24 protein-coding genes and 2 riboswitches are annotated in these 25,942 nt (G+C 59.4%); of the genes, 12 read left to right on the top strand and 12 right to left on the bottom strand.

The window, feature by feature from the left end:
• The first annotated feature begins 56 nt into the window (after positions 1-56).
• Entirely contained in the window at positions 57-1,079 is a 1,023-nt protein-coding gene (locus ACOYXH_RS13000) for an acyltransferase family protein (protein ID WP_095047828.1), read from the top strand.
• Positions 1,080-1,136: 57 nt separating this feature from the next.
• Positions 1,137-1,721: a Fe-S biogenesis protein NfuA gene (gene nfuA / locus ACOYXH_RS12995; protein ID WP_007912592.1), complete on the top strand. Its 585-nt coding sequence runs from the start codon at positions 1,137-1,139 to the stop codon at positions 1,719-1,721.
• A gap of 200 nt (positions 1,722-1,921) precedes the next feature.
• On the opposite strand, the gene cobM is transcribed toward nfuA, so the two are convergent.
• From cobM to ACOYXH_RS12945, 10 genes are all read right to left on the bottom strand, one after another.
• Complete coding sequence (gene cobM, locus ACOYXH_RS12990) at positions 1,922-2,668, bottom strand: precorrin-4 C(11)-methyltransferase (protein ID WP_095047827.1); 747 nt, start codon at positions 2,666-2,668, stop codon at positions 1,922-1,924.
• A gap of 81 nt (positions 2,669-2,749) precedes the next feature.
• Entirely contained in the window at positions 2,750-3,163 is a 414-nt protein-coding gene (locus ACOYXH_RS12985) for a cobalamin biosynthesis protein (RefSeq protein ID WP_003225490.1), read from the bottom strand.
• A complete protein-coding gene (locus tag ACOYXH_RS12980; protein WP_095047826.1) occupies positions 3,160-3,858 on the bottom strand; it encodes a CbtA family protein in 699 nt (232 codons plus the stop codon). The genes ACOYXH_RS12985 and ACOYXH_RS12980 overlap by 4 nt, the downstream gene beginning before the upstream one ends.
• An 11-nt stretch (positions 3,859-3,869) precedes the next feature.
• Entirely contained in the window at positions 3,870-4,067 is a 198-nt protein-coding gene (locus ACOYXH_RS12975; RefSeq protein WP_093430890.1) for a CbtB domain-containing protein, read from the bottom strand.
• Between the two features lie 123 nt (positions 4,068-4,190).
• A riboswitch (cobalamin riboswitch) is annotated at positions 4,191-4,412 on the bottom strand.
• Positions 4,413-4,446: 34 nt separating this feature from the next.
• A complete protein-coding gene (locus ACOYXH_RS12970) occupies positions 4,447-4,773 on the bottom strand; it encodes a hypothetical protein (protein WP_093430893.1) in 327 nt (108 codons plus the stop codon).
• Positions 4,766-5,458, bottom strand: coding sequence for an AzlC family ABC transporter permease (locus ACOYXH_RS12965; protein WP_093430896.1), 693 nt, complete (start codon positions 5,456-5,458; stop codon positions 4,766-4,768). The genes ACOYXH_RS12970 and ACOYXH_RS12965 overlap by 8 nt, the downstream gene beginning before the upstream one ends.
• A complete protein-coding gene (locus ACOYXH_RS12960; protein WP_095047825.1) occupies positions 5,448-6,365 on the bottom strand; it encodes a sugar phosphate isomerase/epimerase family protein in 918 nt (305 codons plus the stop codon). Before ACOYXH_RS12960 ends, ACOYXH_RS12965 begins: the two co-directional genes overlap by 11 nt.
• Positions 6,362-8,782, bottom strand: coding sequence for an ATP-grasp domain-containing protein (locus ACOYXH_RS12955; protein ID WP_460410782.1), 2,421 nt, complete (start codon positions 8,780-8,782; stop codon positions 6,362-6,364). The genes ACOYXH_RS12960 and ACOYXH_RS12955 overlap by 4 nt, the downstream gene beginning before the upstream one ends.
• Entirely contained in the window at positions 8,782-10,059 is a 1,278-nt protein-coding gene (locus ACOYXH_RS12950) for a hypothetical protein (protein ID WP_095047823.1), read from the bottom strand. Before ACOYXH_RS12950 ends, ACOYXH_RS12955 begins: the two co-directional genes overlap by 1 nt.
• On the bottom strand, positions 10,059-10,811 hold the full coding sequence (locus tag ACOYXH_RS12945; RefSeq protein ID WP_176471339.1) for a 2OG-Fe dioxygenase family protein: 753 nt from the start codon (positions 10,809-10,811) through the stop codon (positions 10,059-10,061). The genes ACOYXH_RS12950 and ACOYXH_RS12945 overlap by 1 nt, the downstream gene beginning before the upstream one ends.
• A 349-nt stretch (positions 10,812-11,160) precedes the next feature.
• A riboswitch (cobalamin riboswitch) is annotated at positions 11,161-11,372 on the top strand.
• Positions 11,373-11,471: 99 nt separating this feature from the next.
• Between ACOYXH_RS12945 and cobW the strand changes: the two genes are divergently transcribed.
• The 8 genes from cobW (at position 11,472) to ACOYXH_RS12905 (ending at position 22,992) form a co-directional block, all read left to right on the top strand.
• Positions 11,472-12,545: a cobalamin biosynthesis protein CobW gene (cobW, locus tag ACOYXH_RS12940; RefSeq protein WP_095126368.1), complete on the top strand. Its 1,074-nt coding sequence runs from the start codon at positions 11,472-11,474 to the stop codon at positions 12,543-12,545.
• Between the two features lie 3 nt (positions 12,546-12,548).
• Positions 12,549-16,397 (top strand): cobaltochelatase subunit CobN, encoded by a 3,849-nt coding sequence (gene cobN, locus ACOYXH_RS12935; protein WP_460410781.1) that lies wholly within the window; start codon positions 12,549-12,551, stop codon positions 16,395-16,397.
• A 340-nt stretch (positions 16,398-16,737) separates the two neighbouring features.
• On the top strand, positions 16,738-17,739 hold the full coding sequence (locus ACOYXH_RS12930; RefSeq protein ID WP_258708338.1) for an ATP-binding protein: 1,002 nt from the start codon (positions 16,738-16,740) through the stop codon (positions 17,737-17,739).
• 53 nt (positions 17,740-17,792) lie between these two features.
• Positions 17,793-18,404, top strand: coding sequence for a vWA domain-containing protein (locus tag ACOYXH_RS12925; protein WP_408980844.1), 612 nt, complete (start codon positions 17,793-17,795; stop codon positions 18,402-18,404).
• Positions 18,405-18,579: 175 nt separating this feature from the next.
• Positions 18,580-20,226: a phospholipase D-like domain-containing protein gene (locus ACOYXH_RS12920; RefSeq protein WP_460410780.1), complete on the top strand. Its 1,647-nt coding sequence runs from the start codon at positions 18,580-18,582 to the stop codon at positions 20,224-20,226.
• Positions 20,227-20,617: 391 nt separating this feature from the next.
• Positions 20,618-22,177 (top strand): TerC family protein, encoded by a 1,560-nt coding sequence (locus tag ACOYXH_RS12915; RefSeq protein ID WP_320413059.1) that lies wholly within the window; start codon positions 20,618-20,620, stop codon positions 22,175-22,177.
• Positions 22,178-22,472: 295 nt separating this feature from the next.
• Positions 22,473-22,721, top strand: a complete 249-nt coding sequence (locus tag ACOYXH_RS12910) for a type II toxin-antitoxin system Phd/YefM family antitoxin (protein WP_038368375.1) — start codon at positions 22,473-22,475, stop codon at positions 22,719-22,721.
• Positions 22,711-22,992, top strand: coding sequence for a type II toxin-antitoxin system RelE family toxin (locus ACOYXH_RS12905; RefSeq protein ID WP_150692275.1), 282 nt, complete (start codon positions 22,711-22,713; stop codon positions 22,990-22,992). Before ACOYXH_RS12910 ends, ACOYXH_RS12905 begins: the two co-directional genes overlap by 11 nt.
• Before the next feature lie 28 nt (positions 22,993-23,020).
• Here ACOYXH_RS12905 and ACOYXH_RS12900 read toward each other — a convergent pair whose 3' ends face one another.
• Together ACOYXH_RS12900 and ACOYXH_RS12895 are read right to left on the bottom strand one after the other, a co-directional pair.
• Positions 23,021-23,452 (bottom strand): thioredoxin family protein, encoded by a 432-nt coding sequence (locus tag ACOYXH_RS12900; RefSeq protein ID WP_258708335.1) that lies wholly within the window; start codon positions 23,450-23,452, stop codon positions 23,021-23,023.
• Between the two features lie 92 nt (positions 23,453-23,544).
• Entirely contained in the window at positions 23,545-23,952 is a 408-nt protein-coding gene (locus ACOYXH_RS12895) for a hypothetical protein (protein ID WP_258708334.1), read from the bottom strand.
• Between the two features lie 424 nt (positions 23,953-24,376).
• Between ACOYXH_RS12895 and ACOYXH_RS12890 the strand changes: the two genes are divergently transcribed.
• The gene (locus ACOYXH_RS12890; RefSeq protein ID WP_258708333.1) at positions 24,377-25,225 is read left to right on the top strand and encodes a transporter substrate-binding domain-containing protein; all 849 of its coding nucleotides are present in this window, start codon (positions 24,377-24,379) and stop codon (positions 25,223-25,225) included.
• 51 nt (positions 25,226-25,276) lie between these two features.
• Positions 25,277-25,939 (top strand): amino acid ABC transporter permease, encoded by a 663-nt coding sequence (locus ACOYXH_RS12885; protein ID WP_003225455.1) that lies wholly within the window; start codon positions 25,277-25,279, stop codon positions 25,937-25,939.
• Positions 25,940-25,942: the final 3 nt, after the last annotated feature.

Raw genomic sequence — 25,942 nt, 5'->3', positions numbered from 1 at the left:
GCTTTCGCTCCCACAGGGTGAAATGGTGTTTTTGGAATTGTGATCGGGAGCAGGTGATGTTGATTTCAGTGCAAGCCCTGCGTGCGCTTGCCGCGTGGACAGTGGTGTGCCACCACTTCATGCAGATTTTTTTTGACTTCAAGGCACGCGGGCCGGTCGGCCAGTTCTTTATCGACAAAGGCGCGGTGGGCGTCGACATTTTCTTTGTCATCAGCGGGTTGGTGATTTTCCTCTCGACCGAAAACAAACCGCTGCCGCCCGCGCGTTTCCTGCTGTACCGGCTGTTTCGCATCGTCCCGGCGTACTGGCTGTACACGCTGCTGATGGCGCTGCTGGTGGTGTTCGCCCAACCTTTGCTGCCGGATCAGACAGTGGACTGGGGCCATCTGCTTCTGTCGTTGCTGTTCATTCCTACCGAGAATCCTGGCGGCTACGGTATCTATCCGACGTTGAATGTCGGCTGGACACTGAATTACGAAATGCTTTTCTACGTGCTGTTTGCCTGGGCGCTGCTGTTTCGTTTGCAGGTGCGCCTGCTGGTGGTCGCGGCGCTGTTGTTTGCAGTGTGTCAGGCCTGGACCGGGTTTGGCTGGGTCAGCGCGTTCTATCGCTCGGACATCGTTTATGAGTTTCTGCTGGGGATCGGCATTGGCATGCTCTATCGGCGGGGCTGGATCGGTGCGGGACTGTGGCTGCCGCTGGTGGCTATCGTCGCGGCGTTGCTGACGATCTATCACTTGGCACCGGCGCCGAGGATGCTCAACTGGGGCGTGCCGAGCTCATTGCTGGTCATGGCGTGTATCTCACTTGAGCGTTATGTCGAGCGCAGTCGCGTGCTCAAACTGCTCGGTGATTGCTCATATTCGGTATATCTCATGCACGTGCTGGTGCTGTCGGCGGGGGGATTTATCGCGCAACGCTACGCGATCAACCCGTATTTGATGTTTGCCCTGTGCGCGCTGGCGATTGGCGTTGGCTCGTGGTTGAGCTACGAATGGGTGGAAAAGCGCAGCTACCATTGGCTCAAGGCGCGGGTTGACATGGAGCCGGACGAGAATCTTTCCCGACAAAAATACTAGGACTTTGTCCGGCGCAATGATTGGCGTAAACTGCGCCCAAGCCTGCGAGGAGTTTCCATGACCGCTATTACCATTACCGACGCCGCCCACGATTACCTGGCTGATCTGCTCTCCAAGCAGAACACCCCGGGCATCGGCATCCGCGTCTTCATCACCCAGCCTGGCACCCAGTACGCTGAAACCTGCATTGCCTACTGCAAGCCGGGCGAAGAAAAACCTGAAGACACCGCGCTGGGGCTGAAAAGCTTCACTGCTTATATCGATCACTTCAGCGAAGCGTTTCTCGATGACGCCGTTGTCGACTACGCCACCGACCGCATGGGCGGCCAGCTGACCATCAAGGCGCCGAACGCCAAAGTACCGATGGTCAACGCCGACAGCCCGGTCAACGAGCGCATCAACTACTACTTGCAAACCGAAATCAACCCGGGGCTGGCCAGCCACGGCGGTCAGGTCAGCCTGATCGATGTGGTTGAAGACGGCATCGCCGTTTTGCAGTTCGGTGGCGGTTGCCAGGGCTGCGGCCAGGCGGACGTAACCTTGAAGGAAGGCATCGAGCGCACCTTGCTCGAGCGTATTCCTGAGCTGAAGGGCGTTCGCGACGTGACCGACCACACGCAGAAAGAAAACGCCTACTACTAAGGTGTTCGCTGCGGAGATGAAAAACGGCGCCCCGTGAGCGCCGTTTTTTTATGGGTGACATTCAGGAACGCATTCGCGAGCAGGCTCGCTCCCACATTTGAAATGCGATCAAATGTGGGAGCGAGCCTGCTCGCGAAAGGGCCTTTGATCGTTCCCATGCTCTGCGTGGGAATGCAGCCCGGGACGCTCCGCGTTCCAATTCATGGTCTGTAGAGGTGAGCATGCCCAGCGCGATACAACGATGACTCGCTGAACACCTCACTGCCCAGCACCCGGCCCACCAGAATCAACGCCGTACGCCGAAACCCTTTGGCCTCAACCTTTTCGGCAATATCCGCTAGCGTCCCCAGCACCCAATCCTGATCAGGCCACGTCGCCCGGTGAATCACCGCAATCGGGCAATCCGCGCCGTAATGCGGCAGCAGTTCCACCAGAATCTTCGGCAAATGGTTAACGCCCAGATGAATCGCCATGGTCGCGCCATGCTGCGCCAGACTGCCAAGCTCTTCGCCTGCCGGCATCGCGGTTTTGTCGGCATAGCGAGTCAGAATCACGCTTTGCGACACGTCCGGCAGCGTCAATTCCGCGCCAAGCAGCGCCGCACAGGCTGCGGTGGCCGTCACGCCGGGAATGATCTCGAACGGAATATCCAGCTCACGAAGATAACGGATCTGCTCGCCAATCGCGCCATACAGACTCGGATCGCCGGAATGCACCCGCGCCACATCCTGACCCTTGGCATGCGCGGTCTTGATCAATTCGATGATCTGTTCCAGATGTAATTCGGCGCTGTTCACCACCGTTTCGGCTTGATGGCCGTCGAGTACCGCCGCCGGCACTAGCGAACCTGCGTAGATAATCACCGGGCAACTGCGAATCAGCCGCTGGCCTTTGACAGTGATCAATTCCGGGTCGCCGGGGCCGGCGCCGATGAAGTAGACGGTCATCGTTGAATCCTGAGTAAAAGAGGGCACGACTGCGTTGCAGATGAACAACGCTCATGATCAATGGCGGGGATTATCGGGATTTTACGCCGCGCCGGCCAATGCCAGCGTTGCCTGAGCATATTTTTGCCGGGAGATCAGCAGTTTTGCCGGCGCTTGAATCAGCTGTTCAGCGAGCGCAAGCGCGGCACTTTCGGCGACGCCGTAGCAACCGGTGCGTTCGTAAGCAATCTGTGAATGGTGACTGAGCCGCTGTTGGTAGCTGGCCAGTTCGTCACTGCTGAAGTACAGCAGGGGCAGAGCCAGTTGTGCAGCAAGTTCTTGCAGGCCGGGCTCGTCGCGCTTCAAGTCGATACTGGCCAACGCTTTCACCGCCTCAAGCTCAATGCGATGCGCCTGTAACGCTTGATCGAGTAACGCGCGCAGCGTACTGGCCGGGCAGCCGCGCTGGCAGCCCAGGCCGACCACGAAGGTCGGCGCTGCGCGGTCATCGGTCATGCGTGGTATTGACCAGCGCTGTTGCGGCGGAACAACCAGGCGCTGATCAGGCCCAGGGCCAGCCAGAACGCCACGTTGGTCAACTGCGAAGCGATTTTGAACTGAGCTTCGAGTGCTTCGGGGGCGAGCATCGAATGCACTTCCGGTTGCGGTGCGCCGATCACGTGGGGCACAGCGAGGATGGCCACACCGAGGACCTTCATCAGCCAGTGACGGCTGAACGCGATCAGCGACAGACCTACAGCCGTCGAAGCGGCCGTGCCGATCCACCACGTCTGCCGCGAAGCCAGATCGGCCGCAGCGGTGCCCGGCAGTTCTGGTGGCAGGCCCAAGGTCGGAGCAAGCACGAACGTCGCGTAACCGGCCAGGCCCCAGAGCAGGCCCTGCGAAGTTTTGGTCGGCGCGCGCAGGGTGTAGAGGCCGGCGAGCATCAGGGCGAAACCGACGGCTACGACCAGATTACCGCCAGTGGTCGAGACTACGCGCTGCCAGCCGTCTTCCGGCTCCCAGGCCTCGGCATCATGGGTGTGCGCAGCCACGCCAGCGGCGTGTTCGTGAACCGCCACCGGCTCGGACTTCTCGAAGGTTTCCGCCTGCAGAATCAGCGGCGAAACCCAGAAGCTTTGCAGCAGAGTGAGGAGCAGGGCGGCCAGCAGACCAGAGAATCCTGCAGTTTGCGCGATACGCTTGATCATGTCGGCAGGTCTCAATGGCACGGGAACGCGGCGCTGTGGCGGGTATCGTGGGCGGCGTTGTGCACCGCTTCGATGTGCGAGAAGCCGGCAAAGTAAACCAGACTGGCGCCGAGGATCGATGCAAAGATCGCGGCGGTCAGGCGTTGGCTCAGGGTGGTGGTGCTGGCGATTTTGTCCGTGTTGCTGCCGGTGCTGCTGATGATCGACATGGCGCTTCCCTCTGGAGTGTCAGCGGGTGAATAGAGCGCATGAAAACCCCTGCGGGTCGGGCTCGCAGAGGTTCGAACAGCGCCCGCCCACCGCGGGTTTGTTATGTGCAGCGCCGCACAAATGCGGGCTGTGTGTTGCGGGCCGGTCTCCGGGCTCACGAGGGGTTGGCGTCAGGCCGACCTGCAAGCGTCACCTTCCCATACCGTATCGGCACAGTGGTTTTGACGCTTCGCTCGCTTACCGTTGCGGGGGCAGCACCGGACTGACATGGGCTTGAGTAAAGCACATGATTCACCGGTTTCCCGTTTCACCCTGTGAAGGGCACCCGTAACAAGTTGTGTAGGAGAGCATGGGCGGGGGATTTGAGTCAATCGGCGCCTAGCGCATGATCAGCAGGACGTACACCCCCAGCGCCATCAGGAACGCATAATAGGATTTGATTCGCGTCAGGCTCAGCAGCCACGCCAACGCCACCGGCAGGATCCATGGCATGGCCGCCAGGTGCTGGCTGGCCAAAGGATAGAGTGAGACCGCCAGCAGGCTGACGAGCATCGCCACCGATGTGTATTTTCCCAGACGATCGATGAAAGCGCGGGCAGTTGCCGAAAGCCGTTCGACATCGACGGCCAGCGGCAGCAAGCGGCAGACGATCGAAACCAGCGCGCAAATCAGTACGTACAGCCAGAAAGTACCAGGTTCAATCATAGACATAGCTCGTCAGAACGGTGATGGCTAGCACCAGCAGCAAGCTGACCTCGCCCAGCCACAGCAAGCTCGCGGCGGTGGCCAGGCCGGCAATCCATTGCGCATGGAAGCTGTGACGGTCGCGGGCCATCTTGCCAAGCGAAGCGCTGATGAAAATCGCGATCACCACACTGACGTGATCCATCACTGCGTTGTCGGCCACGCTGGCGAAGCAATACCCGACCACGGTGCCAAGCAGGGCGGCGGCGTACAGCAGAAAGCACACGGTGTTGGCATACGGGCGGCTGATCGGTTGCTGATCCTTGCGGATCGACATCAACGTGAAAGCCGCATTTGCCATCACCGCCAGGGCGGGGACGAACGCTTTGACCGGGCCCTGGAGGCTGGATTTCAGGCTCAGTGTGAAGACCAGAAAACGCAAGTTGATACTCAGCGCCGAGACCAGCACGCCAAAGGCGTTAAGCAGGTGCGCGGGGGTTTCCAGCAGCGTCAGTTGCAACGGCGAGGCCATTACCGTACCGCTGAAAACCACCATGGCCGGAAGATCCAGACCATGGCGGCGCCCGAGCATGCCGATCAGGGTGAAGGTCAGCAGCAGAGAGAAGACGAACGGTAGCGCATCGCGGATACCGGTCGCGATCTCGCTGCGCGACGCCGGTTTTGCCAGGTTCGACTCAACCAGCATGAGTGCTGTGCCGCGAGCCGGCCAGCAATTGCTCTACGCCGTTCTTATAGGCCAGGGCTTTTTCCAGGTAGTACTCGGTGGAGAAGCGCGGAATGAACTCTTCCACCACGGCCACACCCCGATAGCCGTTGACCGCGAAGCGATTGAGCACATCGCTCAGGCGCAAGTTGCCTTCGCCAATCGGCAGATGTTGATGGTGGGTGTTGTTGAGGTCGGCAATGTGCAGATGCCGGGTAACCGGCGCCAGATCGGCAATGGCTTTGAACAGGCTTTCACCATACGGCAGCAGTGAGCACAGATGCGTCACGTCGATGGTCACGAAGCACCCGGTCTCCTTGTGAAAGCGCAGGTGTTCCTCGACGGTGAAGACCGGGAATTTCGGCCGCTGACCGCCCATGTTCTCCAGGCACAGGGCGATGCCATCGGTGTTGCAGCGCTTGGTTACCTCGTTGATCGCTACTATCAGGTTGTCCAGCAGTTCGCCGTTTTCCAGTTGATCTTTGTAGCCGGGATGAAAAGTGACGCTGGTGGCGCCGGCCTCGTGGGAAAACTCCACGGCGGCACTCAGGCAGTCCACCGCTTGGGCACGTTCGGTCAAATCCGGGGAACACAGGTTGTACTGGCGACCCCACCATCCGGCGTGGACGGTCAGCGTGATGCCATTGTGTTCGGCGAAGCTGCGGATTTTCCCGGCAAGCTCAGACCGGTCTTCGGCGGTCAACGACCAGAAGGTTTTTTCGGCGTCTTCGCCGATCTCGAACTCGACCGCTTGGAAATGTCTGGCCAGATCGGTGATCGAACCCAGGATGTCTGCAGGGTTGTCGTAGACATTGGTGGAAAAGGAGATCATCGGGAAGTGAGCGCTGATCGGGCCTTCGATGTGATATAGCGGGTCTTTACGGGTCATTGCGCTGGTCCTTGCGTAGTGAACTCTGGGTGGGTGATCGCGGCGTTGAAGTCCGCCGGGTCGTCGGCGTCGCTGCAGCCCAGCAGCGTGTAGCCGTGGCGGTCTGCGGAACGGCTGATGCTCTGGCCGAACTTGTCGGGGTTGAGGTTCACGCGTAATGCAAACGGGTGTTGCAGCAGGCGTGCCTGGAGCTGTTGCGGATCGGCGGTCGGGGCCGCCTCGATGTAGCGGATCGCCATTTTGGCGTAGGTTTTCTCGGGCGTCGGCAGTGACGTGCCGGCCATCGCGGCGATGGTGCTGGCTGCCAAATGCACCCCCGTGGTTTTCCAGACCATTTCCCAGATCTGGTCACCGCCGAAGCGGGTCTGGGTTTCGATGAATTGCAGGCGTGAACCGTCCAGCTTGATTTCCGTGTGGGCCGGGCCCCAGCGGTTGCCCATTCGCCCGAGCAGCCACAGCACCGCTTCTTCGATCTGCGCGGCGGTTTTCTCGTCGAGCCCGGCAGGAAAGTCATGCCCGGTTTCGACATAACCGGGGGCACCGCTGGTGTATTTGCGCGTGATGCCGAGAATCCGGTGCTGGCCATCCAGGCTGAGGGATTCAACGCTGTATTCGTCGCCGCTGGCGAAGGCCTCGATCAGATTGTTTCCCTCCAGCGAGAGGTGTTCGACATCCTCGGGCCTGTCTATGGCATAGACGCCCTGACTGCCCGAACCGTTGACGGGTTTGACGATGGCCGGGCCATGGCGCAGCACGAAAGCGCGAGCCTCGGCACCATGGTTGATAGCGGCAGTGGGCAACTCGTAGCGACTGCCTTTGAGCAATTGGCGAAACAGCAGTTTGTCGCGACTGACTTCCACACTGCGCAGGTTGTTGTGGACGATGCCCAGACGTTCGCCCAAGCGTGACGCGGGCAGCAGGCCCAGTTCCGAAAACGAAACCACGGCATCGAATGGTGATTGCCGGTGCAGCCGTTCTACCATCGTGCTGTAGGCCGGCAGATCGGCGATGTCAGGCGTCAGCACTAGCGTTGCGCGCTCGCGCTGATAGTCAGATAACTCGCCGGGTTGCTGGACGAGAGTAAATCGAAACTGCCGCGCAGTATCCCAATCCAGTCCCGAATCACGCCCGCCGATGAGCAGAATGTGTTTGGTGTTCGCCGCCGTGGGCTGCTCGCCATAGACATCAATGTCGCTGACGGCGAGCAAGGATTGTCGCAGGCGGGCGGTGTCGGGTTGCCTGAACTCGATGTACAGGTAGTTCTGAAAACCGTTGCTGACCGGCCCGATGGCTTCGCCCGGAGTGACGTAGGCGTACCAACGCTGGAAACCTGGCAAGCGGCAGATCCGGTCGGCGCCGTGCAGTCCGTCATAGAGCCGTTCTGTGCGGGCGAAAGGGGTGGCGATGCCGAACGCATCCGGCGCTTCGCTGGCGCTGGGCAGAGGCTCGGCGGACAGCGCGCGGTGGTAGCAGGCATCCAGCGCCAGCCCCCAGGCTTGACGAATCACATGAATCCGGCTGCCGCCGGGGCGTGCGCCGACTTCGAGAACTCTTGGCCCGCGGGGGGTGAGAATGAACTCGACATGGGCAAACGTGCCTTTGAGCGCTAACGCTTTCACGGCGTCATGGGCCAGACGATGGCAACGCTCCTTCAGCGCTGCGTCGGGCTCCAGCAGCGACGGCGTGTAGCGGGCGAAATGGTGAAAGTCGCCGCGATCGATATCGACGCCGGCAATCACATCGACGATCGGAAAACTGCTGATCGTGCCGTCGGCGGCAATCGTGCAATCGATGGAATGGTTGGAACCCTGGAGAAATTCCTCCAGCAGCAGTTGATCGGTTTCGCGGCTTTTGCCCGCCACATAGCGCTGCAGCGCCGGCCATTCATGACGGGCGTAGTCGAGCAGATCCTGCTGATCGTCGATGCAGCGTACGAACAGGCTGCTGTAAAGGTTCGCTGGTTTCAGGATGAACGGGTAGGGCAGCTCGCCCGGGCGCGCCAGCAGGTCGTCGATACGAACCTGGCGAGAGACCACGTGCAGATCCAGGTTACGCGACTGTTCGAAGCATTGGCGTTGCAGCACCTTGTCCAGCGTGTTTTCCACGTTACGGTGCAGGTGGGCCAGCGCCGGCAGCGCCGCACACAGCCGCCCCGTGATCGCGACATAGCCTTCACGGAAATTCAGGACACTGGTGAAGCCGTGCTCGTCCAGCAACTGTTGCGTCAGCTGGATCAGATCCGGGGTCAGCCCTCTGGAAAAGTCGTACAGCGCCACCGGCGAGATCTGTTTCGCATCGGCGATCTTGCTGGTTTTGCGACTATCGGCAATCAGCAAAGGGGTGATGCCCTCGGCAATCAGGCCCTCGTATTCTCCGTCACGAATATTGCCGATGATCAGGCAGGCCGCTGCACTCATTAGTCAACCTCCTGATCGAAGCTGTAGTGGACCCGGTTCAGGCGCTGGCAAATGTGAGCCAGACGAATCCGGTCCACGCCGTTGGCGCCACCACTCAAGACATTGCGAATGATGTGCGCCAAGGCATCCAGGTCTTCGCTGCTGATGCCCAGACGAGTAATTTCCTGCAGACCGAAGCGCAGGCAGTCGCGGCCATTGATCTGTTTATTGTTGATCCGGATCCCCAGTTCATTGAGCTGCTGCGCCGCTTGCCGGGCCAGTTCGCCTTCGAGCAACAGCAGGTGCGTGTCGGAGGGGTGCAGCGTCCAGCCCGGCAGGTCGGCGAGTGCGTCGTGCAACTGGCGAGTATTGGCGCACATGCGTTGAGCGTAGGCCTGGCCGTAGCGCTGGGTTTCCAGCAGGCTGACGAACAGTTGCAGCAGACCGGGCAGATTGGGCGAGGACACCAGCGCACCGCTGAGCGTTTGCTCAATCCGCTGGGCCAGATCGGCACGCCGGCAGACGATCAGTGCCCGGTGCGGACCTGCCAGGGATTTGTGGGTGTTGCCTTGAAGAATATCCGCCCCCTCGTCAAGCGGGTTGGGAAAGGCCTTCCCGGCGATGAGGCCCAGAGTGTGCGACGCATCGTAGATGATCAGTGTCCGCTCAAAGCCCCGGCGGTTCAGCAGCGCGCGCAGTGGTTTAAGGGCGATTGCCCGTGTGGTCAGACCATGGTCGAGCAGTACGGCTGCCGGTTGTACACCGCACGCCTGGAGTTGCCGATCAACATCCCCGAGATCAATTTGTCCGTCAGCCGTCAGTTTCAAAAAGACGCTGTGCCGGCCCATCTTCTGCACCAGAGGCCCGGTTGCGAAATGCCCGCCGCTTTCGGGCGCCAGTGATAATACGCAGTCGCCCGGCTCGGTCAGGGCGGCCAGCACGCTCAGCGTGCAGTGCACGCCGGAGAGCACGCGGTATTCGACGAACGGCGCGTTAAACATTGCCTGCACGGCTTGGGTCGCCAAAGCCTTTAATGTTTCGACTTCGGGGAAGTGTTCGACCTGCATACCATTGAATTCGGCGGCATAGCATTGACCGTCAATGGCCTGTGCATTGAACAAGTAACGCTCGTAATGGCGATTCTGTCCTAGCGTGCGTGCAGTCTCGGACAATATGTTTTCATTAGCGGTCAGCGATAGTGTGGAAGTTCTTCGTGCGCACGCCTGTTGAAACTGTTCAATGATGAAGTTATGCGCGAGGGGGGTACTGACTGAAAGTGCATGAGTCGAATGATTCATTAGTAGTCCGCCAGGTCGAAGTCGATAATCAACATATCGCGACTGCCGCGATCCGAATTAATGCTCGATGTTTGCAGTGGGGAAACTTCATGCAGAAGTATTCGGTCATTCAAGACGACGGTTTCCAGATAGTCAGTCAAAGTTGCACTGAATACTTGGCCACCTTCTTCATCAAATATCCGGCTTTCGCCACCGATGACATGCTGACGTTGAATCAGGTGTTGAAAGACAAAATCGTGCCCGTCGCGATGTCGGCCCTCAGGGGTGGCCTGGCCAGCATTGCCTTGATCGCAGAGGATACGGAACTGATGGCAGGTCACGAGCCAGTCGCGCGGGCCCAGCGCCATGTCCAGCAGTGCCAGGTCGGCGGCCAGCAGTGTCTGCAGAATCGGGGAGTCAATGAACGTCGCCTCGCAGCGGGTGTAGGTGCGCTGCACTCCGCCCAACAGCGGGTTGTCGGTCTCGGCTTGAAAAAAGTGGCAGTCTTGCAGCGCCGTCCATTGGCGTTCCTGTTGGCGATACTGGAACTTGCAGATGCGTCGTTCGCGAAGACCGTTCTCTGCGCTGAGATACGCATCGGTATGCAAATGATCCCAGGTCGCATTGAATGCCCGGCATGCTTCGCGTCCCAGCAGCGCAACATCCAATGCTGGATAGTGAACACTGTGCGCATAGTGGCAATTGCGCAGTAGTTCGGAAAGTTCCTTTAGTCCGGCATCACTTGAAAGCCGTAACGCGTTACCGGCACTCATGTTGTGGATACCCATGGGTGCAGGAAAGAAACAGGCAGGATCAAATACTGATAATAATCAGCCATGCAAGAAATCCTTTCTTGAGAGACTCATAGTCCTTGTGCGAACTCATCGTTCATATCTTGTATTGATTTATCAATTTGGTTTTTGTAAAGATATGTAATCGAATGCGCGCAGCCGCTCTATTTCAGGGTTTAACGCGGTGGTAGTTTTTTATGTAACGGATAGGACATGTAAGACATAACTTACAACTACTTTTTAAGTGAGAAGTGTTCGCGATCATTAGATGAAAAAGTTGCTGCCCTTATAACCACAATGATCCAGGCGTTGACCCGCCTGCCGTGCATGCGTAGCCTTGCGCATTCGAGGTTCTCCGGCGTATGTCGGAGCTAAGAAGGGAACGCGGTCAATGCCGCGGCTGCCCCCGCAACTGTGAACGGTGATGTTCGCTGCCATGCCACTGCCAGCTCAACTTATGAGCCCGCGGGAAGGCGCAGCCAACGCCAGGCCCAGCGCCTGAACGCCGTCAGCCAGGAGACCTGCCTCGTCACAGATTCTCACTACAACCGGGCGGGGTGATCCGGTGGCGAACTCTCCAGGCACGCACGCGCGTTGCCGGTTCTCGTCCCGTATGCCCGCCGCTTGCCAAAGGGCATACCGATGAAAACACTGGCCAAACTCCCCGTCACCATCGTCACCGGCTTCCTCGGCTCGGGCAAGACCACGCTGCTGCGCCACATGCTCGACAACGCTCAGGGCCGTCGTATCGCGGTGATCGTCAACGAGTTTGGCGAGTTGGGCATTGACGGTGAAATCCTCAAGCAATGCACCATCGGTTGCACCGAAGAAGAAGCCACCGGCCGCGTTTACGAGCTGGCCAACGGCTGCCTGTGCTGCACCGTTCAGGAAGAGTTCTTCCCGGTGATGCGCGAACTGGTTGCCCGTCGCGGCGATCTCGACCATATCCTTATCGAAACCTCGGGCCTGGCCCTGCCAAAACCGCTGGTACAAGCCTTCCAGTGGCCGGAAATCCGCAGCGCCTGCACCGTTGATGCGGTGATCACCGTGGTCGACAGCCCGGCCGTCGCCGCCGGCACTTTCGCCGCGTTCCCGGATCAGGTTGATGCCCAGCGCAAACTCGACCCGAACCTCGACCATGAATCGCCACTGCACGAACTGTTCGCCGATCAACTGGCCAGCGCCGACCTGGTGATCCTCAACAAGGCCGACCAGACCAGCCCGGAAGATCTCGCTCGTGTCCGCGCTGAAGTCGCCGAAGAACTGCCGCCAGCGGTGAAAATCATCGAAGCCAGCAACGGCCGTCTGCCGCTGGACGTGCTGATCGGCCTCGGCGCCGGTTCCGAGGAGCACATCGACAGCCGCCACAGCCATCATGATCACCACCACGGTGAAGGCGATGACGACCACGATGACCACGATCACGACGCCTTCGATTCGATCTCCATCGAACTGCCACAAGCCGACGAAAGCCTGCTGCTCGACGCCCTGACGCAACTGGTGGTCAAGCACGGCATCCTGCGCGTCAAAGGTTTCGCCGCCATTCCGAACAAGCCAATGCGTCTGCTGATCCAAGGCGTGGGTACGCGTTTTGACAAGCATTTCGACCGTCAGTGGGGCGCTGATGAAGCGCGCGTCACGCGACTGGTGTTGATTGGTCAGGCGCTCGACGCCGCGCAACTCGAAGCGCAACTGCGCGCTGCGCTCAGCGTTTAAGCCATGCACCTGCTCAGGACTCAGCCCGGCGGTTTCGTCTCGGATGACAACATTGCCGACCTTGGCCAAACCCCCGCCGAGCTGGTGATCCTGTGCAGCGGCGACTCCAGTCTCGCGCTGCTCGCCGAAGCCGCGCAGCAGTTGCCGGAAGATTACCCGAGCCTGCGTCTGGCCAACCCGATGCAGGTGCAGAACCATGCTTCGGTCGATCTGTACGTCGACGAAGTGCTGCGCCACGCCAAGGTGATCCTGATCTCGCTGCACGGCGGCATCGCCTATTGGCGCTACGGCGTCGAGCGTCTGATCGAACTGTCCGAGCGCGGTGTGCAGGTGATTCTGGTGCCGGGCGATGACCGTCCTGATCCGGAACTCAGCGACCTGAGCACCGTCAACGCTGTGGATCGTGATCGCCTCTGGCAATTCCTGCGCCAGGGCGGCCTGGGCAATGCGCTGGACTTTTTCCGCTGCCTCGCCAACCGTTGGCTGGCTCGTGATTACGTCTGGGAAGAACCGCAGGCGCTGCCGCGCACGGCGATTTACCACCCGAATAAAACCAGCGCCGCACTGAGTGACTGGCAAGCCGATTGGCTGCCTGCACGCCCGGTCGCGGCGGTGTTGTTTTACCGCTCGCATTTACAAGCGGCGAACACCGCATTCATCGATGTGTTCTGCCAGCGCCTGCAAGCGGCGGGGCTGAATCCGCTGCCGATCGCGGTGGCCAGTCTGAAAGAACCCGGCTGCCTGACGGTGGTCGAGGACTGGCTGGACGAGGTTGAGGCCGGGGTGATTCTCAACACCACCGGGTTCGCTCAATCCAGCCCTGAGGCCCCGCACTTGCGGCCGTTTCGCCGCAACATTCCGGTGATCCAGGCGATCTGCGCGCAGGACAACGAGCCCGGCTGGCGTGACAGCGAGCAGGGCCTCGGCCCGCGCGATCTGGCGATGCATATTGCCTTGCCGGAACTCGACGGACGCATCATCAGCCGACCGATCAGCTTCAAGGATCTGGCCTGGCGCAGTGAGCGCAGTCAGTCCGATGTCGTCTGCTATCGCGCGCAGCCCGAGCGCATGGATTTTGTCGCTGAACTGGCGCGGCGCTGGATTGATCTGGCGCGGGTGCCGAATGGCGAAAAACGCATCGCATTGATCCTCGCCAACTATCCGACCCGTGATGGGCGCATCGGCAACGGTGTCGGTCTCGACACGCCGGCGGCGGCGCTGAACATCCTGCGTGCATTGCAGGCTGAGGGATATCCGCTCACCGCTGAACTGCCGAATAGCGGCACCGAGTTGATCGAGCAATTGCTCGGTGGCGTCAGCAACGATCTCGACACCATTGATCTGCGTCCGTGCCAGCAAAGCCTGGCCATGGACGCTTATCTGACGATGTTCAACGCGCTGCCCGAGGCTAATCGCAGCGCTGTGATCGAACGCTGGGGCACGCCGCAAAACGACCCGATGTGCCGCGACGGGAGGATGATGATCGCCGGTCTGCGCTTCGGCATGACCTTCGTCGGTATTCAGCCGGCGCGCGGTTATCAGGTCGATCCGAGCGCGGTCTATCACGACCCCGATCTGGTGCCGCCGCACGCTTATCTGGCGTTCTATTTCTGGTTGCGCAACACCTACGGCGCCCACGGCGTGATCCACGTTGGCAAACACGGCAACCTCGAATGGCTGCCGGGCAAAGGCGTCGGTCTTTCGGAGAACTGCTGGCCGGATGCGTTGCTCGGGCCGCTGCCAAATATCTATCCGTTTATCGTTAACGATCCGGGAGAGGGCGCGCAGGCCAAACGGCGCACGCAAGCGGTGATTATCGATCACCTGATGCCGCCGCTGACCCGCGCCGAAACCTACGGCCCGTTGCGCAATCTGGAGCTGCTGGCCGACGAGTATTACGAAGCGCAGCTGCTTGATCCGCGCCGCGCCCGTGAACTGCAGCGCGACATTCTGCTATTGGTCCGCGAGACGCAGATCGACCGCGAACTGCAACTCGATGCCGCGCTGGACAGCGATGCGGATGCGGCGATCTGGCTGCCACGTCTGGATACCTATTTGTGTGATCTGAAGGAATCGCAGATTCGCGATGGCTTGCACATTTTTGGTGAATCGCCGAGCGGGCGTTTGCGCATTGATACGTTGTTGGCTTTGCTGCGTATACCGCGTGGCGATGGCAAAGGCGCGCAGTCGAGTTTATTGCGGGCATTGGCCAAAGCGTTCGAACTGGGTTTCGACCCGCTCGATTGCGCGCTGGCCGACCCTTGGACTGGCCCGCGCCCCGATCAATTGCAATCGATCGGCGACGAAGTCTGGCGCACCGCCGGCGACACCCGCGAACGCCTCGAACTGTTTGCCACTGCGTTGATCTCCGAGTCCCTGCAAATCCCTTGTGGGAGCAAGCCTGCTCGCGATGGCGGTGTGTCAGCCAACATTGAGTCCACTGACACACCGCTATCGCGAGCAGGCTCACTCCTACAAGGACCGCGTTGGGTGGAGGTCAGTGCAATCCTTGACCATCTGCGCGAAGTCGTCGCCCCACGCCTCGATGCCTGCGGCCCCGCCGAAATGCGCGGCCTGCTCGACGCCCTCAGCGGTCGCTTCGTCCCCGCCGGCCCCAGCGGTGCACCCAGCCGTGGTCGCCTTGACGTGCTGCCCACCGGCCGCAACTTCTACTCGGTCGACGTGCGCAACCTGCCGACCACCACCGCGTGGCGCATCGGTTTCCAGTCGGCGACGTTGATTCTGGAACGGCACCTGCAAGACCACGGCGATCACCTGCGCCAGCTCGGATTGTCCGTGTGGGGCACCGCGACCATGCGCACTGGTGGCGACGACATCGCCCAGGCCATGGCACTGATGGGCGTGCGTCCGGTGTGGGCCACTGGCAGTCAGCGCGTTGATGATTTCGAGATTCTGCCGCTGAGCCTGCTTGATCGTCCGCGCGTCGATGTCACGCTGCGAGTTTCCGGTTTTTTTCGGGATGCCTTCGCCAATCTGATTCGCCTGTTCGACGCCGCCGTGCAAGCAGTGGCAGCGCTGGACGAGCCGGACGACCTCAACCCGCTGGCCGCGAAAGTGCGTGCCGAGCGCGAGGCGCTGCGGCAATCGGGCCTCGATGAGGACACCGCGCGGCGTCAGGCCGGATGGCGGATCTTCGGCGCCAAACCCGGCGCGTACGGCGCAGGCGTGCAGGGCGCCATCGACGGTCGCTTGTGGCAGAGCCGTGAAGATCTCGCTGAGGTTTATCTGAACTGGGGCGCGTACGCCTATGGTGGTGCTGATGAGGGCACCGCTGCACGCGAGCAGTTCGTTCAGCGCCTGAGTCAGGTACAAGCGGTGCTGCAGAATCAGGACAACCGCGAGCACGACCTGCTCGATTCCAATGATTACTACCAGTTCCAGGGCGGCATGCTCGCTGCCGTGGAAAGCTTGCGCGGCGAAGCGGCGGCGAGTTATCACGGCGATCACAGTCAACCGGATCTGCCGAAGATTCGCACCTTGAAAGAAGAGCTGAACCGGGTGATTCGCTCACGAGCGGTCAATCCGAAATGGATCGACGGGGTCAAGCGCCACGGCTATAAAGGCGCGTTCGAAATGGCCGCGACGGTTGATAACCTGTTCGCGTTCGATGCGACGACGCAGTTGATCGATGATCACCAGTACGCTTTGCTGGCCGATGCTTATCTGGTGGATCCGGCAACGCGGGAATTTGTTCGCGAGCACAATCCGCATGCGTTGCGGGACATGACCGAGCGGATGCTTGAGGCACAGCAGCGGGGGATGTGGCAGGAGCCTGGGGCTTATAAGGGAGCGCTGGAGAATCTGCTGCTGGATATTGAGGAAGATATGTAACCGGCCAAAAGCTACCTTCACCCCAGCCCTCTCACGAAGGGAGAGGGAGCCGATTTGCGTTGCTGTCGAAGTCTGAGTTCGGCCCGACGTATCAGGTCGACGGAATTCGAAAGAACACCTAGGTCAGTTCCCTCTCCCCAAGGGAGTAAGGGGGTAAGGGAGCCGATTTGTGTTGGCTTTGGAGGCTGAGTTCAACTCGATAATTCAGGTCGGCGCAACTTGCAAGAACACCGCAATCAGTTCCCTCTCCCCCTGGGTGAGGGCTAGGGTGAGGGCCACCACCCCGACTGACACACCACAACACTCAAGCACACCCAAGACCACGACAGAGAAAACCCAAATGACCGACACCCCGCATTTCCCGCTCTCCGCCGTGGTCGGCGCCGATGACCTCAAGCTCGCCCTGTGCCTCACCGCCATCGACCCGAAAATCGGCGGCGTGCTGATCGAAGGCCCGCGCGGCATGGCCAAATCCACCCTGGCCCGGGGCCTGGCCGATCTGCTCGCCAGCGGTCAATTCGTCACCTTGCCGCTGGGCGCCACCGAAGAACGTCTGGTCGGTACTCTCGACCTTGACGCTGCTCTCAGCGAGGGCCGCGCACAATTCTCACCAGGTGTGCTGGCCAAGGCTGACGGCGGCGTACTCTACGTCGATGAAGTCAATCTGCTGCCCGATCACCTCGTTGATCTGCTGCTCGACGTTGCCGCCAGCGGCACCAATTTGATCGAGCGCGACGGCATTTCCCATCGGCATTCGGCGAAGTTCGTGCTGATCGGCACGATGAACCCGGAAGAGGGCGAGTTGCGTCCGCAACTGCTCGACCGCTTTGGCCTGAACGTCGCCCTCAGTGGCCACACGGCACCGACCGAACGCGGACAGATCATCCGTCGGCGACTGGATTTCGACAGCGACCCGCAAGCGTTCTGCGCACAGTGGCAAGCCGAGCAGCAAGCCTTGCGTGCGCGTTGCGAAAACGCTCGTCGTGCCCTGGCCGATATTCCGCTGGATGATGCCGCACTGGCGCAGATCACCGAGCGTTGTTTCGCCGCCGGGGTTGATGGTCTGCGTGCCGACCTGGTCTGGTTGCGCGCCGCACGTGCCCACGCAGCGTGGCGCGGAGCTGAGGTGATTGACGCAGAGGATATCGACGCTGTCGCCGAGTTTGCCCTGCGCCATCGGCGCCGTGAGCAAGCGCCATCGAATCCGCCGCAACCGGCCCAGTCGCCGGCCACGACTCAGGCATCACCGAGTGAAGGGCAGGGCCAGTGGGGCGACATGCCGGCGCCTGCGCTCGCCACCGGCACCCGCCGTGAAGTGCCGAGCTGGCCAAAAAAGCTTTAGGCATTCGCCCCCGATCCGACGCGGGGGCGAATGCCAGACCCCGCACCGGTCGGCTGGACAACGGACGCCAAGGCAAGCGCCATAAGGCGCGCAGCGGTACGGTGAATTGGCCGGGTTCGTTACTCAACGGGCGTCCTCGAACGCGCGAAGATCTGCTGTTCCAACTGCGCACGCGCTCACCGCATGAATTGTGGCTGGTGATCGTCGATGCCTCCGCCTCGACCCGCCGCCATCAGGCCTTGAGCGATGCCAAAGGTTTGCTCGCGCAATTGTTCGATGATGCTTACCGGCAACGGGCGCGACTCGCATTGTTGACGGCCAGTGGCTCGGTGCCGAAATGGCAGGTGCAGGGATTGAAGGCGTCCAGCGGCTTGCGGGTGTGGCTGGAAGCTTTGGGTGCAGGCGGTGGCACGCCGTTGCTGGCGGCGCTGGAGCAGGCCGGGCAGTGGCTGACGGTGCGGCGCAAGCGCTTTCCTGCCGAGCAGCAACGCTTGCTGGTGGTGACCGATGGGCGTCTGAAACAGTGGGCGGGATTACCGGCGCTGGGGTGTCCGGGGTTGCTGATCGATATCGAGCGTGGGCCGATCCGGTTGGGCCGGGCCAAGGATTTGGCGACGGCGCTGGATGCGCAGTATCGACATATCGATGAATTGATTTCCCTCTGATACTTTCTGTGTATGGTCGGGCCTCATCGCGAGCAGGCTCACTCCTACAGGGGAACGCATTCCAAATGTAGGAGTGAGCCTGCTCGCGATTGCATCGACCCGGTCTAGAGCCGAACACTCAAAACCCGCATCACTGCTCTATGCTGCACCCAGCCCCAATCACAAGGAGTGAGCGATGCGCGTTGTGGTCAAAAACCCTCAGAACGATTTCCGTGTAAAGGCCTACGCCGGCACCAACGGCGTGCTGCTGGCCATGGATCTGGCCGAATCCCGGCGCAAAGGCCTGTTGGGTTTCGCCATCGAAAAGCAGCAGGGCGCCAAACCCTGGTTGTTCCTGTTCAACAGCCTGACCTTCCCTGGCAAGGCGCATACCTTCCCCCAGTTCCACGCCACCCCAAGCGATAAAGCCCCGCTGCAGAAATTTCGCTGGGCCGATTACGCGGTCAATCCGGGCATGACCCTTCACTATCGCGTGCATCTGGCCTACGGCACCGCGGATGCCGTGCAGTTGGGAGAGTCGTTGGAACTGACGATCACCTCCGATGACGGTCATCCGAGCAATCAAAGCGTGATATTCAACCGTGCGGTCGCCGCCAGTCAGGCATTCCAGCGCAAGTTTCCCGATCTCGACGCGCAGATCAGCGCCAACAAAAACATGCCCATCGAAGCCTGGCCCGATGCGCCGCGGCAATGGTTGGAAAACGGCTTGCTCACACGATTGCTCGGGTTTATCGAGCGTGCGGTCGATGGTCAGTGGGCGCTGGATATCGCGATTTACGAGTATCAGTTGCAGGCAATCGTCGATGCGGTGAACGCGGCGTTCATGCGTGGCGTAAAGGTGCGGGTGCTGTATCACGCCCGGCCCGATGATGAAGACACCACGATCAACGAAGCGAGCCTGGCGGCACTGCCTCCCGCGAGCAAACGCGGGCGAGTGACCCACAATATCTTTCACAACAAATTCATGGTCCTCAGCCGCGTTGATGCCAGCGGCACTCATCAGCCTGAAGCGGTTTTATGTGGCAGCACCAATTTCACCGCCAACGGAATTTATCGTCAGGCCAACGTGGTGCATGTGCTGGACGATGCATCGATTGCCGCCAGTTATCTGCAGACGTTCGAGCAGATCTGGGCGCAGCCGGATGATATCGGCGTTACCCGTGACTGGATTACCGAACACAACCCGATGAATCCGCAGCAACCTTTGTTCGCCGGGTTCTCGCCGCGCACCGGCGGGGCCGATCTGCAGGCGTTCGTGCAGATCATCAGCGCGGCGAAAAAGGACGTGCTGTTCGTCACCGCGTTCTCGCTGCCGGACGCGATTCTTAACGCGTTACTCGGCCAGCCCCACGACGACATTTTGCGTTATGGCCTGCAGAACACTGCCAGCCGAATCACCGGTTTTCACGCCGACCGCAGCGCCGAATTCGCCGCCACCGCATTGCTCAACACCGGGCTGGAAGGCTGGCTGCGCGAGAACATGAAAGGCCAGAAAGGCAATCTGCTGGTGCACACCAAAGCCGTGGTCACCGACTTCACCACGGACACACCAACGATCATCAGCGGCAGCCACAACCTCAGCGCTTCAGCGAGCAATGGCAACGACGAAAACTACCTGATCATTCGTGGCGACACCGATCTGGCGGATCGTTACGGGCTGGAGCTGCTGCGGTTTTATGAGCATTACCGCTTTCGCTATTTCGCGAAAAAACTGGCGTTGAAGCAAGTGAGTCCGTTGGCGGTGGATGACCGTTGGACGAATGACTATTACATCGAAGGGGATTTGCGGCAGTTGTCCCGGCTGCGTTTTGCCGGACGCTGACACCGTACTGTAGAAGCTGCCGAAGGCTGCGATCTTTTGACTTTCGAATTAGAAAACATGATCAAAGGATCGTCCGATCGCGGCCCGAACCTTCGGCAGCTCCTACAGTGGGTTTCGGTGTGGATTACAGATTTTGAAATGATTTGCCGCTGTAGGAAATGTTCCCAAAGCCTGTACGCTCCAAGGCCATTTTTCATTCAGGATTTGCATGAACACCCTCTCGGAGCCTCCCAGTCGCACCTTCCCCTCGCGCCATGGCGCGGTCTTGACGCACTCGCAGCATCCGGTTTTCCGACATCCGACTATCGTTGCTAACGCGGCCCTAAAGCCTTCGCGTTGCGCTTTGCCGTGTCCGGCAGCCTGAATTCATCGAGAGAGATAGAGACGTTTTATGGAATGGTTAGCGGATCCCACGGCCTGGTTAGGCTTGTTGACTTTGATCGTGCTGGAACTGGTGCTGGGTATCGACAACCTGGTGTTCATTGCAATTCTGGCAGACAAGCTGCCACCGCATCAGCGTGACCGCGCGCGGATTATTGGCCTGTCGCTGGCGCTGATCATGCGCCTTGGCCTGTTGGCGAGTATTTCCTGGCTGGTCACCCTCACGCAGCCATTGTTCGAGGTGTTCGACAAGAGTTTCTCTGGTCGCGACCTGATCATGTTGTTCGGTGGTGTGTTCCTGCTGTTCAAGGCCACCATGGAATTGCACGAACGCCTTGAAGGCCACATCGGTGAGCGCACGACCAACGCCGCTTACGCCTTGTTCTGGCCGATCGTCGCGCAGATTGTGGTGCTCGATGCAGTGTTCTCCCTCGATGCGGTGATCACCGCCGTGGGCATGGTCGATGAACTGGCGGTGATGATGATCGCGGTGATCATCTCGATCGGCTTGATGATTGTCGCCAGCAAACCGCTGACGCGCTTCGTCAACGCGCACCCGACGGTGATCATGCTGTGTCTGGGCTTCCTGATGATGATTGGTTTTGCCCTGACGGCCGAAGGTTTGGGCTTCCACATTCCGAAAGGTTATCTGTACGCCGCCATCGGTTTCTCGATTCTGATCGAGGTGTTCAACCAGATCGCCCGGGCTCGCCGCAAGCGCTCGATGCAGGGGCTGCGACCGATACGCGAGCGCACCGCTCATGCGGTGATGCGCCTGCTGGGCGGACGCAAACTGGCGGCGGAAGAGGTTGGCGAGGAGATCTCTGACCTGCTTGACGACGGTGATGCGCCAAGCGCGGAACTGTTCGACCGTCGCGAGCGGGTGATGATCAGCGGCGTATTGCAACTGGCCGAGCGCCCGATTCGCGGGCTGATGACCGTGCGCGCCGATGTCGACACGATTGATCTGGCCGATGATCGCGAGGCGATTCGTACCCGCTTGATGCACTCGTCCTACTCGCGTCTGCCGTTGATTCGCAACGGTGCGGTAGATGAGCCCTTGGGCTTCGTGCACAAGAAGGAACTGCTCAAGGAATACCTGGCCGGCACCGAGCCGAACCTGGAACACCTGGCACGCAAGACCATCAATTTGCTTGAAAGCTATTCGATCCTCAATGCGCTGGAGCAGATGCGCGCCGCTTCGACTCACATTGCCTTCGTGGTCAACGAATTCGGTGATTTCGTCGGCGTATTGACCATGACCGACATTCTCGAATCGATTGCCGGTGAGCTGCCGGACGCCAGCGAAATCGAAGGCCCGGACGTGGTTGAGGAGCAGGGCGGGTTTGTGGTCAGCGGCGCGTTGAACCTTGCGCGTGTGCGACAACGTACCGGGTTTGGTGCGCAGCCGACCGAGGATTATCAGACCATGGCCGGATTGGTGATGAGCCTGCTGGATCGATTGCCGGTGATCGGTGACCGTCTGGAGCTGGAGGGCTGGCAGATGACGGTCAAAGCGGTGGAAGAGCGGCGGGTGACGCGGGTGTTGTTGGTGCGTGCTGCCGCGTAACACTTGAGTTCTCTGGCGACTGTACTGGCCACTTCGCGAGCAGGCTCGCTCCCACACTGGAACGCGTTTCAAATGTGGTAGCGAGCCTGCTCGCGAATGCTTGGGTTCAGGCACCGCAGTATTCACTGATGAAGAGTCTAGCGATCCTTCCTGTTCCCACCCAAGTGCGAGAAATATCTGACGGACAACGCAGAAACGTCGTTGGAAATCACGTGGTATCGTCAAATGGATCGAAGTTAAGAACTTCAGGGGTGCTATTTTAGGTGCTGTTAAAAGTACTTCAGGGAGCACCTTAATGGCACACATCGTTCTTTCTCACGTAGTAGCGAGTATTTCCGAATTGAAAAAAAATCCGATGGGCACCGTAGCTGCAGGAGGTGGACGCTCTGTAGCAATTCTCAACCGAAATGAACCAGCGTTTTATTGCGTACCTGCCAAAGAGTACGAGGCAATGATGACGCGTCTTGATGATCTGGAGTTGATCGCGCTTTGCAAGGAGCGAGAAAACGACCCCACCATCAAGGTCTCAATAGATGACCTATGAGCTGGAGTTTTCTGAAAAGGCCTGGAAAGAATGGGAGAAGCTGGGCGCAGGTCTACGAGATCAGTTCAAGAAAAAACTAGCGGAGCGGCTGCTTAATCCACATGTACCGGCGGATCGGCTAAAAGGCCTGGGTAACGCATACAAAATAAAGCTGCGAAGCGCCGGATATCGCTTGGTGTATCGCGTCAAGGATGAAGTGTTGGTTGTCACGGTGATAGCCGTAGGCAAGCGAGAGCGAAGCCAAATATATACAGAGGCTGCCAAGCGTTGAAATACGTGCTTCGGAACCTACAGCCTGTTCAGCACTGACTCCGCAAGCGCGCACGTGCAACGGTGCGCAAAGTGCGAAGTGTCTGACGCAGCCAAGACAGATCATGCAAGCGTTTATGCGGAGCTGCGGGCGCTTTGGTCTTGCCGATATGTTCGGCGAAATCCCGTGCGAGGGTTTCTTCGGTGCCGATGCCTTTGAGTTTTTTCACCAGTCTACCGTTCTTGTAAAACAGCACGGTGGGCGTGCCGGTGACCAGCGGATGGCGCGGGGACTCGCGGGTATTGAGCATGTAGATATTGGCGCGATGCCGGTATGGCTCGGCCGTCTGGCGAAAAATCGGCCCGGCCCATTCGCAGGCGGGGCAATGTTCGTTGGCGAAATACAGGATGACCGGACGCCAGGTTTTCAGTGTTTTTTGATAGGTGGCCGGCAAGGTTGCGAAAGGGATTGTCGAGTTCATTGAAACTCCTCTCGGAATACAGCGCTGGTGCGTTCACGGTAAAAAGCGAGCTGTCACGATGTGAAAGAACGCTCGCTTTTAATAGCGTTGGCTCAGAGCAACTTGGATAGCGTGATATCGCCGAAGTAAGAGCCGAGTTGATCAAATGTGCCATCATTGGATTCAGCTGTGACTTTGAACGCGAGAGTCGCAAGCGGCGCAGTGAAGATTTGCCATTTGAGTGTCCATTCCTGCTGTTGCCCGCCGACCTCAAGGTAAACCGGATCTCCTGTCGGAATGGGCTGAACAGTGATGCGGCCAGCATAACCACGTAGTGTTTTCATTCTTGCAAACACCATAAATAGCCCGCCACCTTCGTTACCCAGCTTAACGTCCTGACTGATGGAGTCAGGTGTGGCGATAATGCAGTGACCATTCACATAACTGACGTTTGTTGGATTGGTTGCGGTCCAGTGATCGCCTTGATTCGCAAAATCACCATTTTCAATCAGATTGGCCATTTCAAAAGTCCTTATTGAGATTTTGAATTCGATTCCTGACCCGTTCGGTCCAAACCAGTAGGCCTATCAATTCACCGGTCAACAACTGTCAACTCTGACAGGTCGAGCCGCAAATCCGATGAACGGTTACCTGTGCTCAGTCCATTTTTCAAGTCCGATTCATTGCTCTATGTGTGCATCAATTGGTCGCGCACATGCCCTTGAATGTGACGTTACTTCCCAATTTTTTGCCCTCAGTAGCAATGGTCAAACCTCTACTGGCAATAGTCGCGCGCAGATCCGCGGGCTAACTTGTTGAACCGATTAATGTTTCCGAAGACCTGGGTTTTATTGCCAAAGCTATGGCACACTTTCTGCTGTCTATTCCGTAGTAACAAACCGTGTTCCGGTATAACGGAATAAACACAATTCTGGAGTGCTTGCCATGCATCGCCGTCCTTCGTTGTTCAAAGCGTGTGTTCTTGTTCTTGCGGCTTCGTCCGCTGTCATGGGTATGGCCCAGGCAGCCGACAGCAAGCTCGACAGTGTTCTGGCCCGTGGCAAGTTGATCGTGGGCACCGGCAGCACCAATGCGCCGTGGCACTTTCAGGGCGCGGACGGCAAGTTGCAGGGGTTTGATATCGACATCGCCAGGATGGTGGCCAAAGGTCTGTTCAACGACCCGAGCAAGGTCGAATTCGTCGTGCAGTCGTCCGATGCGCGGATTCCCAATCTGCTCACCGACAAGGTCGACATGAGCTGCCAGTTCATCACCGTCACCGCCAGCCGCGCGCAGCAAGTGGCGTTCACGCTGCCGTACTACCGCGAAGGCGTCGGCCTGCTGCTGCCGAACAACAGCAAGTACAAGGAAATCGAAGACCTGCAAGCCGCCGGCGACAGCGTCACCGTGGCGGTGCTGCAAAACGTCTACGCCGAAGAGCTGGTGCATCAAGCATTGCCAAAAGCCAAGGTCGATCAGTACGACAGCGTCGACCTGATGTACCAGGCCGTGAACTCCGGCCGCGCCGATGCCGCCGCCACTGACCAGTCCTCGGTCAAATACCTGATGGTGCAGAATCCTGGCCGCTACCGCAGCCCGACCTATGCGTGGAGCCCACAGACTTACGCGTGCGCAGTCAAACGAGGCGATCAGGATTGGCTGAACTTCGTTAACACCGCACTGCATGAAGCGATGACCGGCGTTGAATTCCCGACCTACGCCGCCTCGTTCAAACAATGGTTCGGTATTGATCTGCCGTCGCCCGCCATCGGTTTCCCTGTCGAATTCAAATGATCCCGTGAGAGTGGGGCGATTAAAGTCGCCCCGCTCAAGGTACTGCTGACCATGAACTATCAGTTGAACTTTGCCGCCGTGTGGCGCGATTTCGACACCTTGCTGGCGGGGCTCGGTCTGGGCCTTGAACTGGCCTTGGTGTCGATCGCCATCGGCTGCGTGATCGGCCTGCTGATGGCGTTTGCCTTGCTCTCCAAGCATCGCGCCTTGCGGGTGCTGGCTTCGGTGTACGTCACGGTGGTGCGTAACACGCCGATTCTGGTGTTGATTCTGTTGATCTACTTTGCGTTGCCGAGTCTCGGGATTCGTCTGGACAAGATTCCGTCGTTCATCATCACGCTGTCGTTGTATGCCGGGGCGTACCTGACCGAAGTGTTCCGTGGTGGCTTGCTGAGTATCCCCAAAGGCCAGCGCGAGGCCGGGCTGGCCATCGGACTCGGTGAATGGCAGGTCAAGGCCTACGTCACCGTGCCGGTAATGCTGCGCAATGTGCTGCCGGCGCTGTCGAACAATTTCATTTCGCTGTTCAAGGACACCTCGCTGGCCGCCGCGATTGCGGTGCCGGAGCTGACCTATTACGCGCGCAAGATCAACGTCGAAAGCTACCGGGTAATCGAAACCTGGCTGGTGACCACGGCGTTGTATGTCGCGGCCTGTTACCTCATTGCCATGCTGCTGCGATACCTGGAGCAGCGTCTGGCGATCCGCCGATAGGAG

Source organism: Pseudomonas sp. Mb7 (assembly GCF_054790525.1).
The sequence above is the reverse complement of the archived record's forward strand: the minus strand, read 5'-3'. Positions and strand labels throughout refer to the sequence as shown.

Coding starts and splice junctions, on each gene's coding strand:
- ACOYXH_RS13000 (WP_095047828.1), top strand. CDS start 57: ATGTTGATTTCAGTGCAAGCCCTGCGTGCGCTTGCCGCGTGGACAGTG.
- nfuA (WP_007912592.1), top strand. CDS start 1,137: ATGACCGCTATTACCATTACCGACGCCGCCCACGATTACCTGGCTGAT.
- cobM (WP_095047827.1), bottom strand. CDS start 2,668: ATGACCGTCTACTTCATCGGCGCCGGCCCCGGCGACCCGGAATTGATC.
- ACOYXH_RS12985 (WP_003225490.1), bottom strand. CDS start 3,163: ATGACCGATGACCGCGCAGCGCCGACCTTCGTGGTCGGCCTGGGCTGC.
- ACOYXH_RS12980 (WP_095047826.1), bottom strand. CDS start 3,858: ATGATCAAGCGTATCGCGCAAACTGCAGGATTCTCTGGTCTGCTGGCC.
- ACOYXH_RS12975 (WP_093430890.1), bottom strand. CDS start 4,067: ATGTCGATCATCAGCAGCACCGGCAGCAACACGGACAAAATCGCCAGC.
- ACOYXH_RS12970 (WP_093430893.1), bottom strand. CDS start 4,773: ATGATTGAACCTGGTACTTTCTGGCTGTACGTACTGATTTGCGCGCTG.
- ACOYXH_RS12965 (WP_093430896.1), bottom strand. CDS start 5,458: ATGCTGGTTGAGTCGAACCTGGCAAAACCGGCGTCGCGCAGCGAGATC.
- ACOYXH_RS12960 (WP_095047825.1), bottom strand. CDS start 6,365: ATGACCCGTAAAGACCCGCTATATCACATCGAAGGCCCGATCAGCGCT.
- ACOYXH_RS12955 (WP_460410782.1), bottom strand. CDS start 8,782: ATGAGTGCAGCGGCCTGCCTGATCATCGGCAATATTCGTGACGGAGAA.
- ACOYXH_RS12950 (WP_095047823.1), bottom strand. CDS start 10,059: ATGAATCATTCGACTCATGCACTTTCAGTCAGTACCCCCCTCGCGCAT.
- ACOYXH_RS12945 (WP_176471339.1), bottom strand. CDS start 10,811: ATGAGTGCCGGTAACGCGTTACGGCTTTCAAGTGATGCCGGACTAAAG.
- cobW (WP_095126368.1), top strand. CDS start 11,472: ATGAAAACACTGGCCAAACTCCCCGTCACCATCGTCACCGGCTTCCTC.
- cobN (WP_460410781.1), top strand. CDS start 12,549: ATGCACCTGCTCAGGACTCAGCCCGGCGGTTTCGTCTCGGATGACAAC.
- ACOYXH_RS12930 (WP_258708338.1), top strand. CDS start 16,738: ATGACCGACACCCCGCATTTCCCGCTCTCCGCCGTGGTCGGCGCCGAT.
- ACOYXH_RS12920 (WP_460410780.1), top strand. CDS start 18,580: ATGCGCGTTGTGGTCAAAAACCCTCAGAACGATTTCCGTGTAAAGGCC.
- ACOYXH_RS12915 (WP_320413059.1), top strand. CDS start 20,618: ATGGAATGGTTAGCGGATCCCACGGCCTGGTTAGGCTTGTTGACTTTG.
- ACOYXH_RS12910 (WP_038368375.1), top strand. CDS start 22,473: ATGGCACACATCGTTCTTTCTCACGTAGTAGCGAGTATTTCCGAATTG.
- ACOYXH_RS12905 (WP_150692275.1), top strand. CDS start 22,711: ATGACCTATGAGCTGGAGTTTTCTGAAAAGGCCTGGAAAGAATGGGAG.
- ACOYXH_RS12900 (WP_258708335.1), bottom strand. CDS start 23,452: ATGAACTCGACAATCCCTTTCGCAACCTTGCCGGCCACCTATCAAAAA.
- ACOYXH_RS12895 (WP_258708334.1), bottom strand. CDS start 23,952: ATGGCCAATCTGATTGAAAATGGTGATTTTGCGAATCAAGGCGATCAC.
- ACOYXH_RS12890 (WP_258708333.1), top strand. CDS start 24,377: ATGCATCGCCGTCCTTCGTTGTTCAAAGCGTGTGTTCTTGTTCTTGCG.
- ACOYXH_RS12885 (WP_003225455.1), top strand. CDS start 25,277: ATGAACTATCAGTTGAACTTTGCCGCCGTGTGGCGCGATTTCGACACC.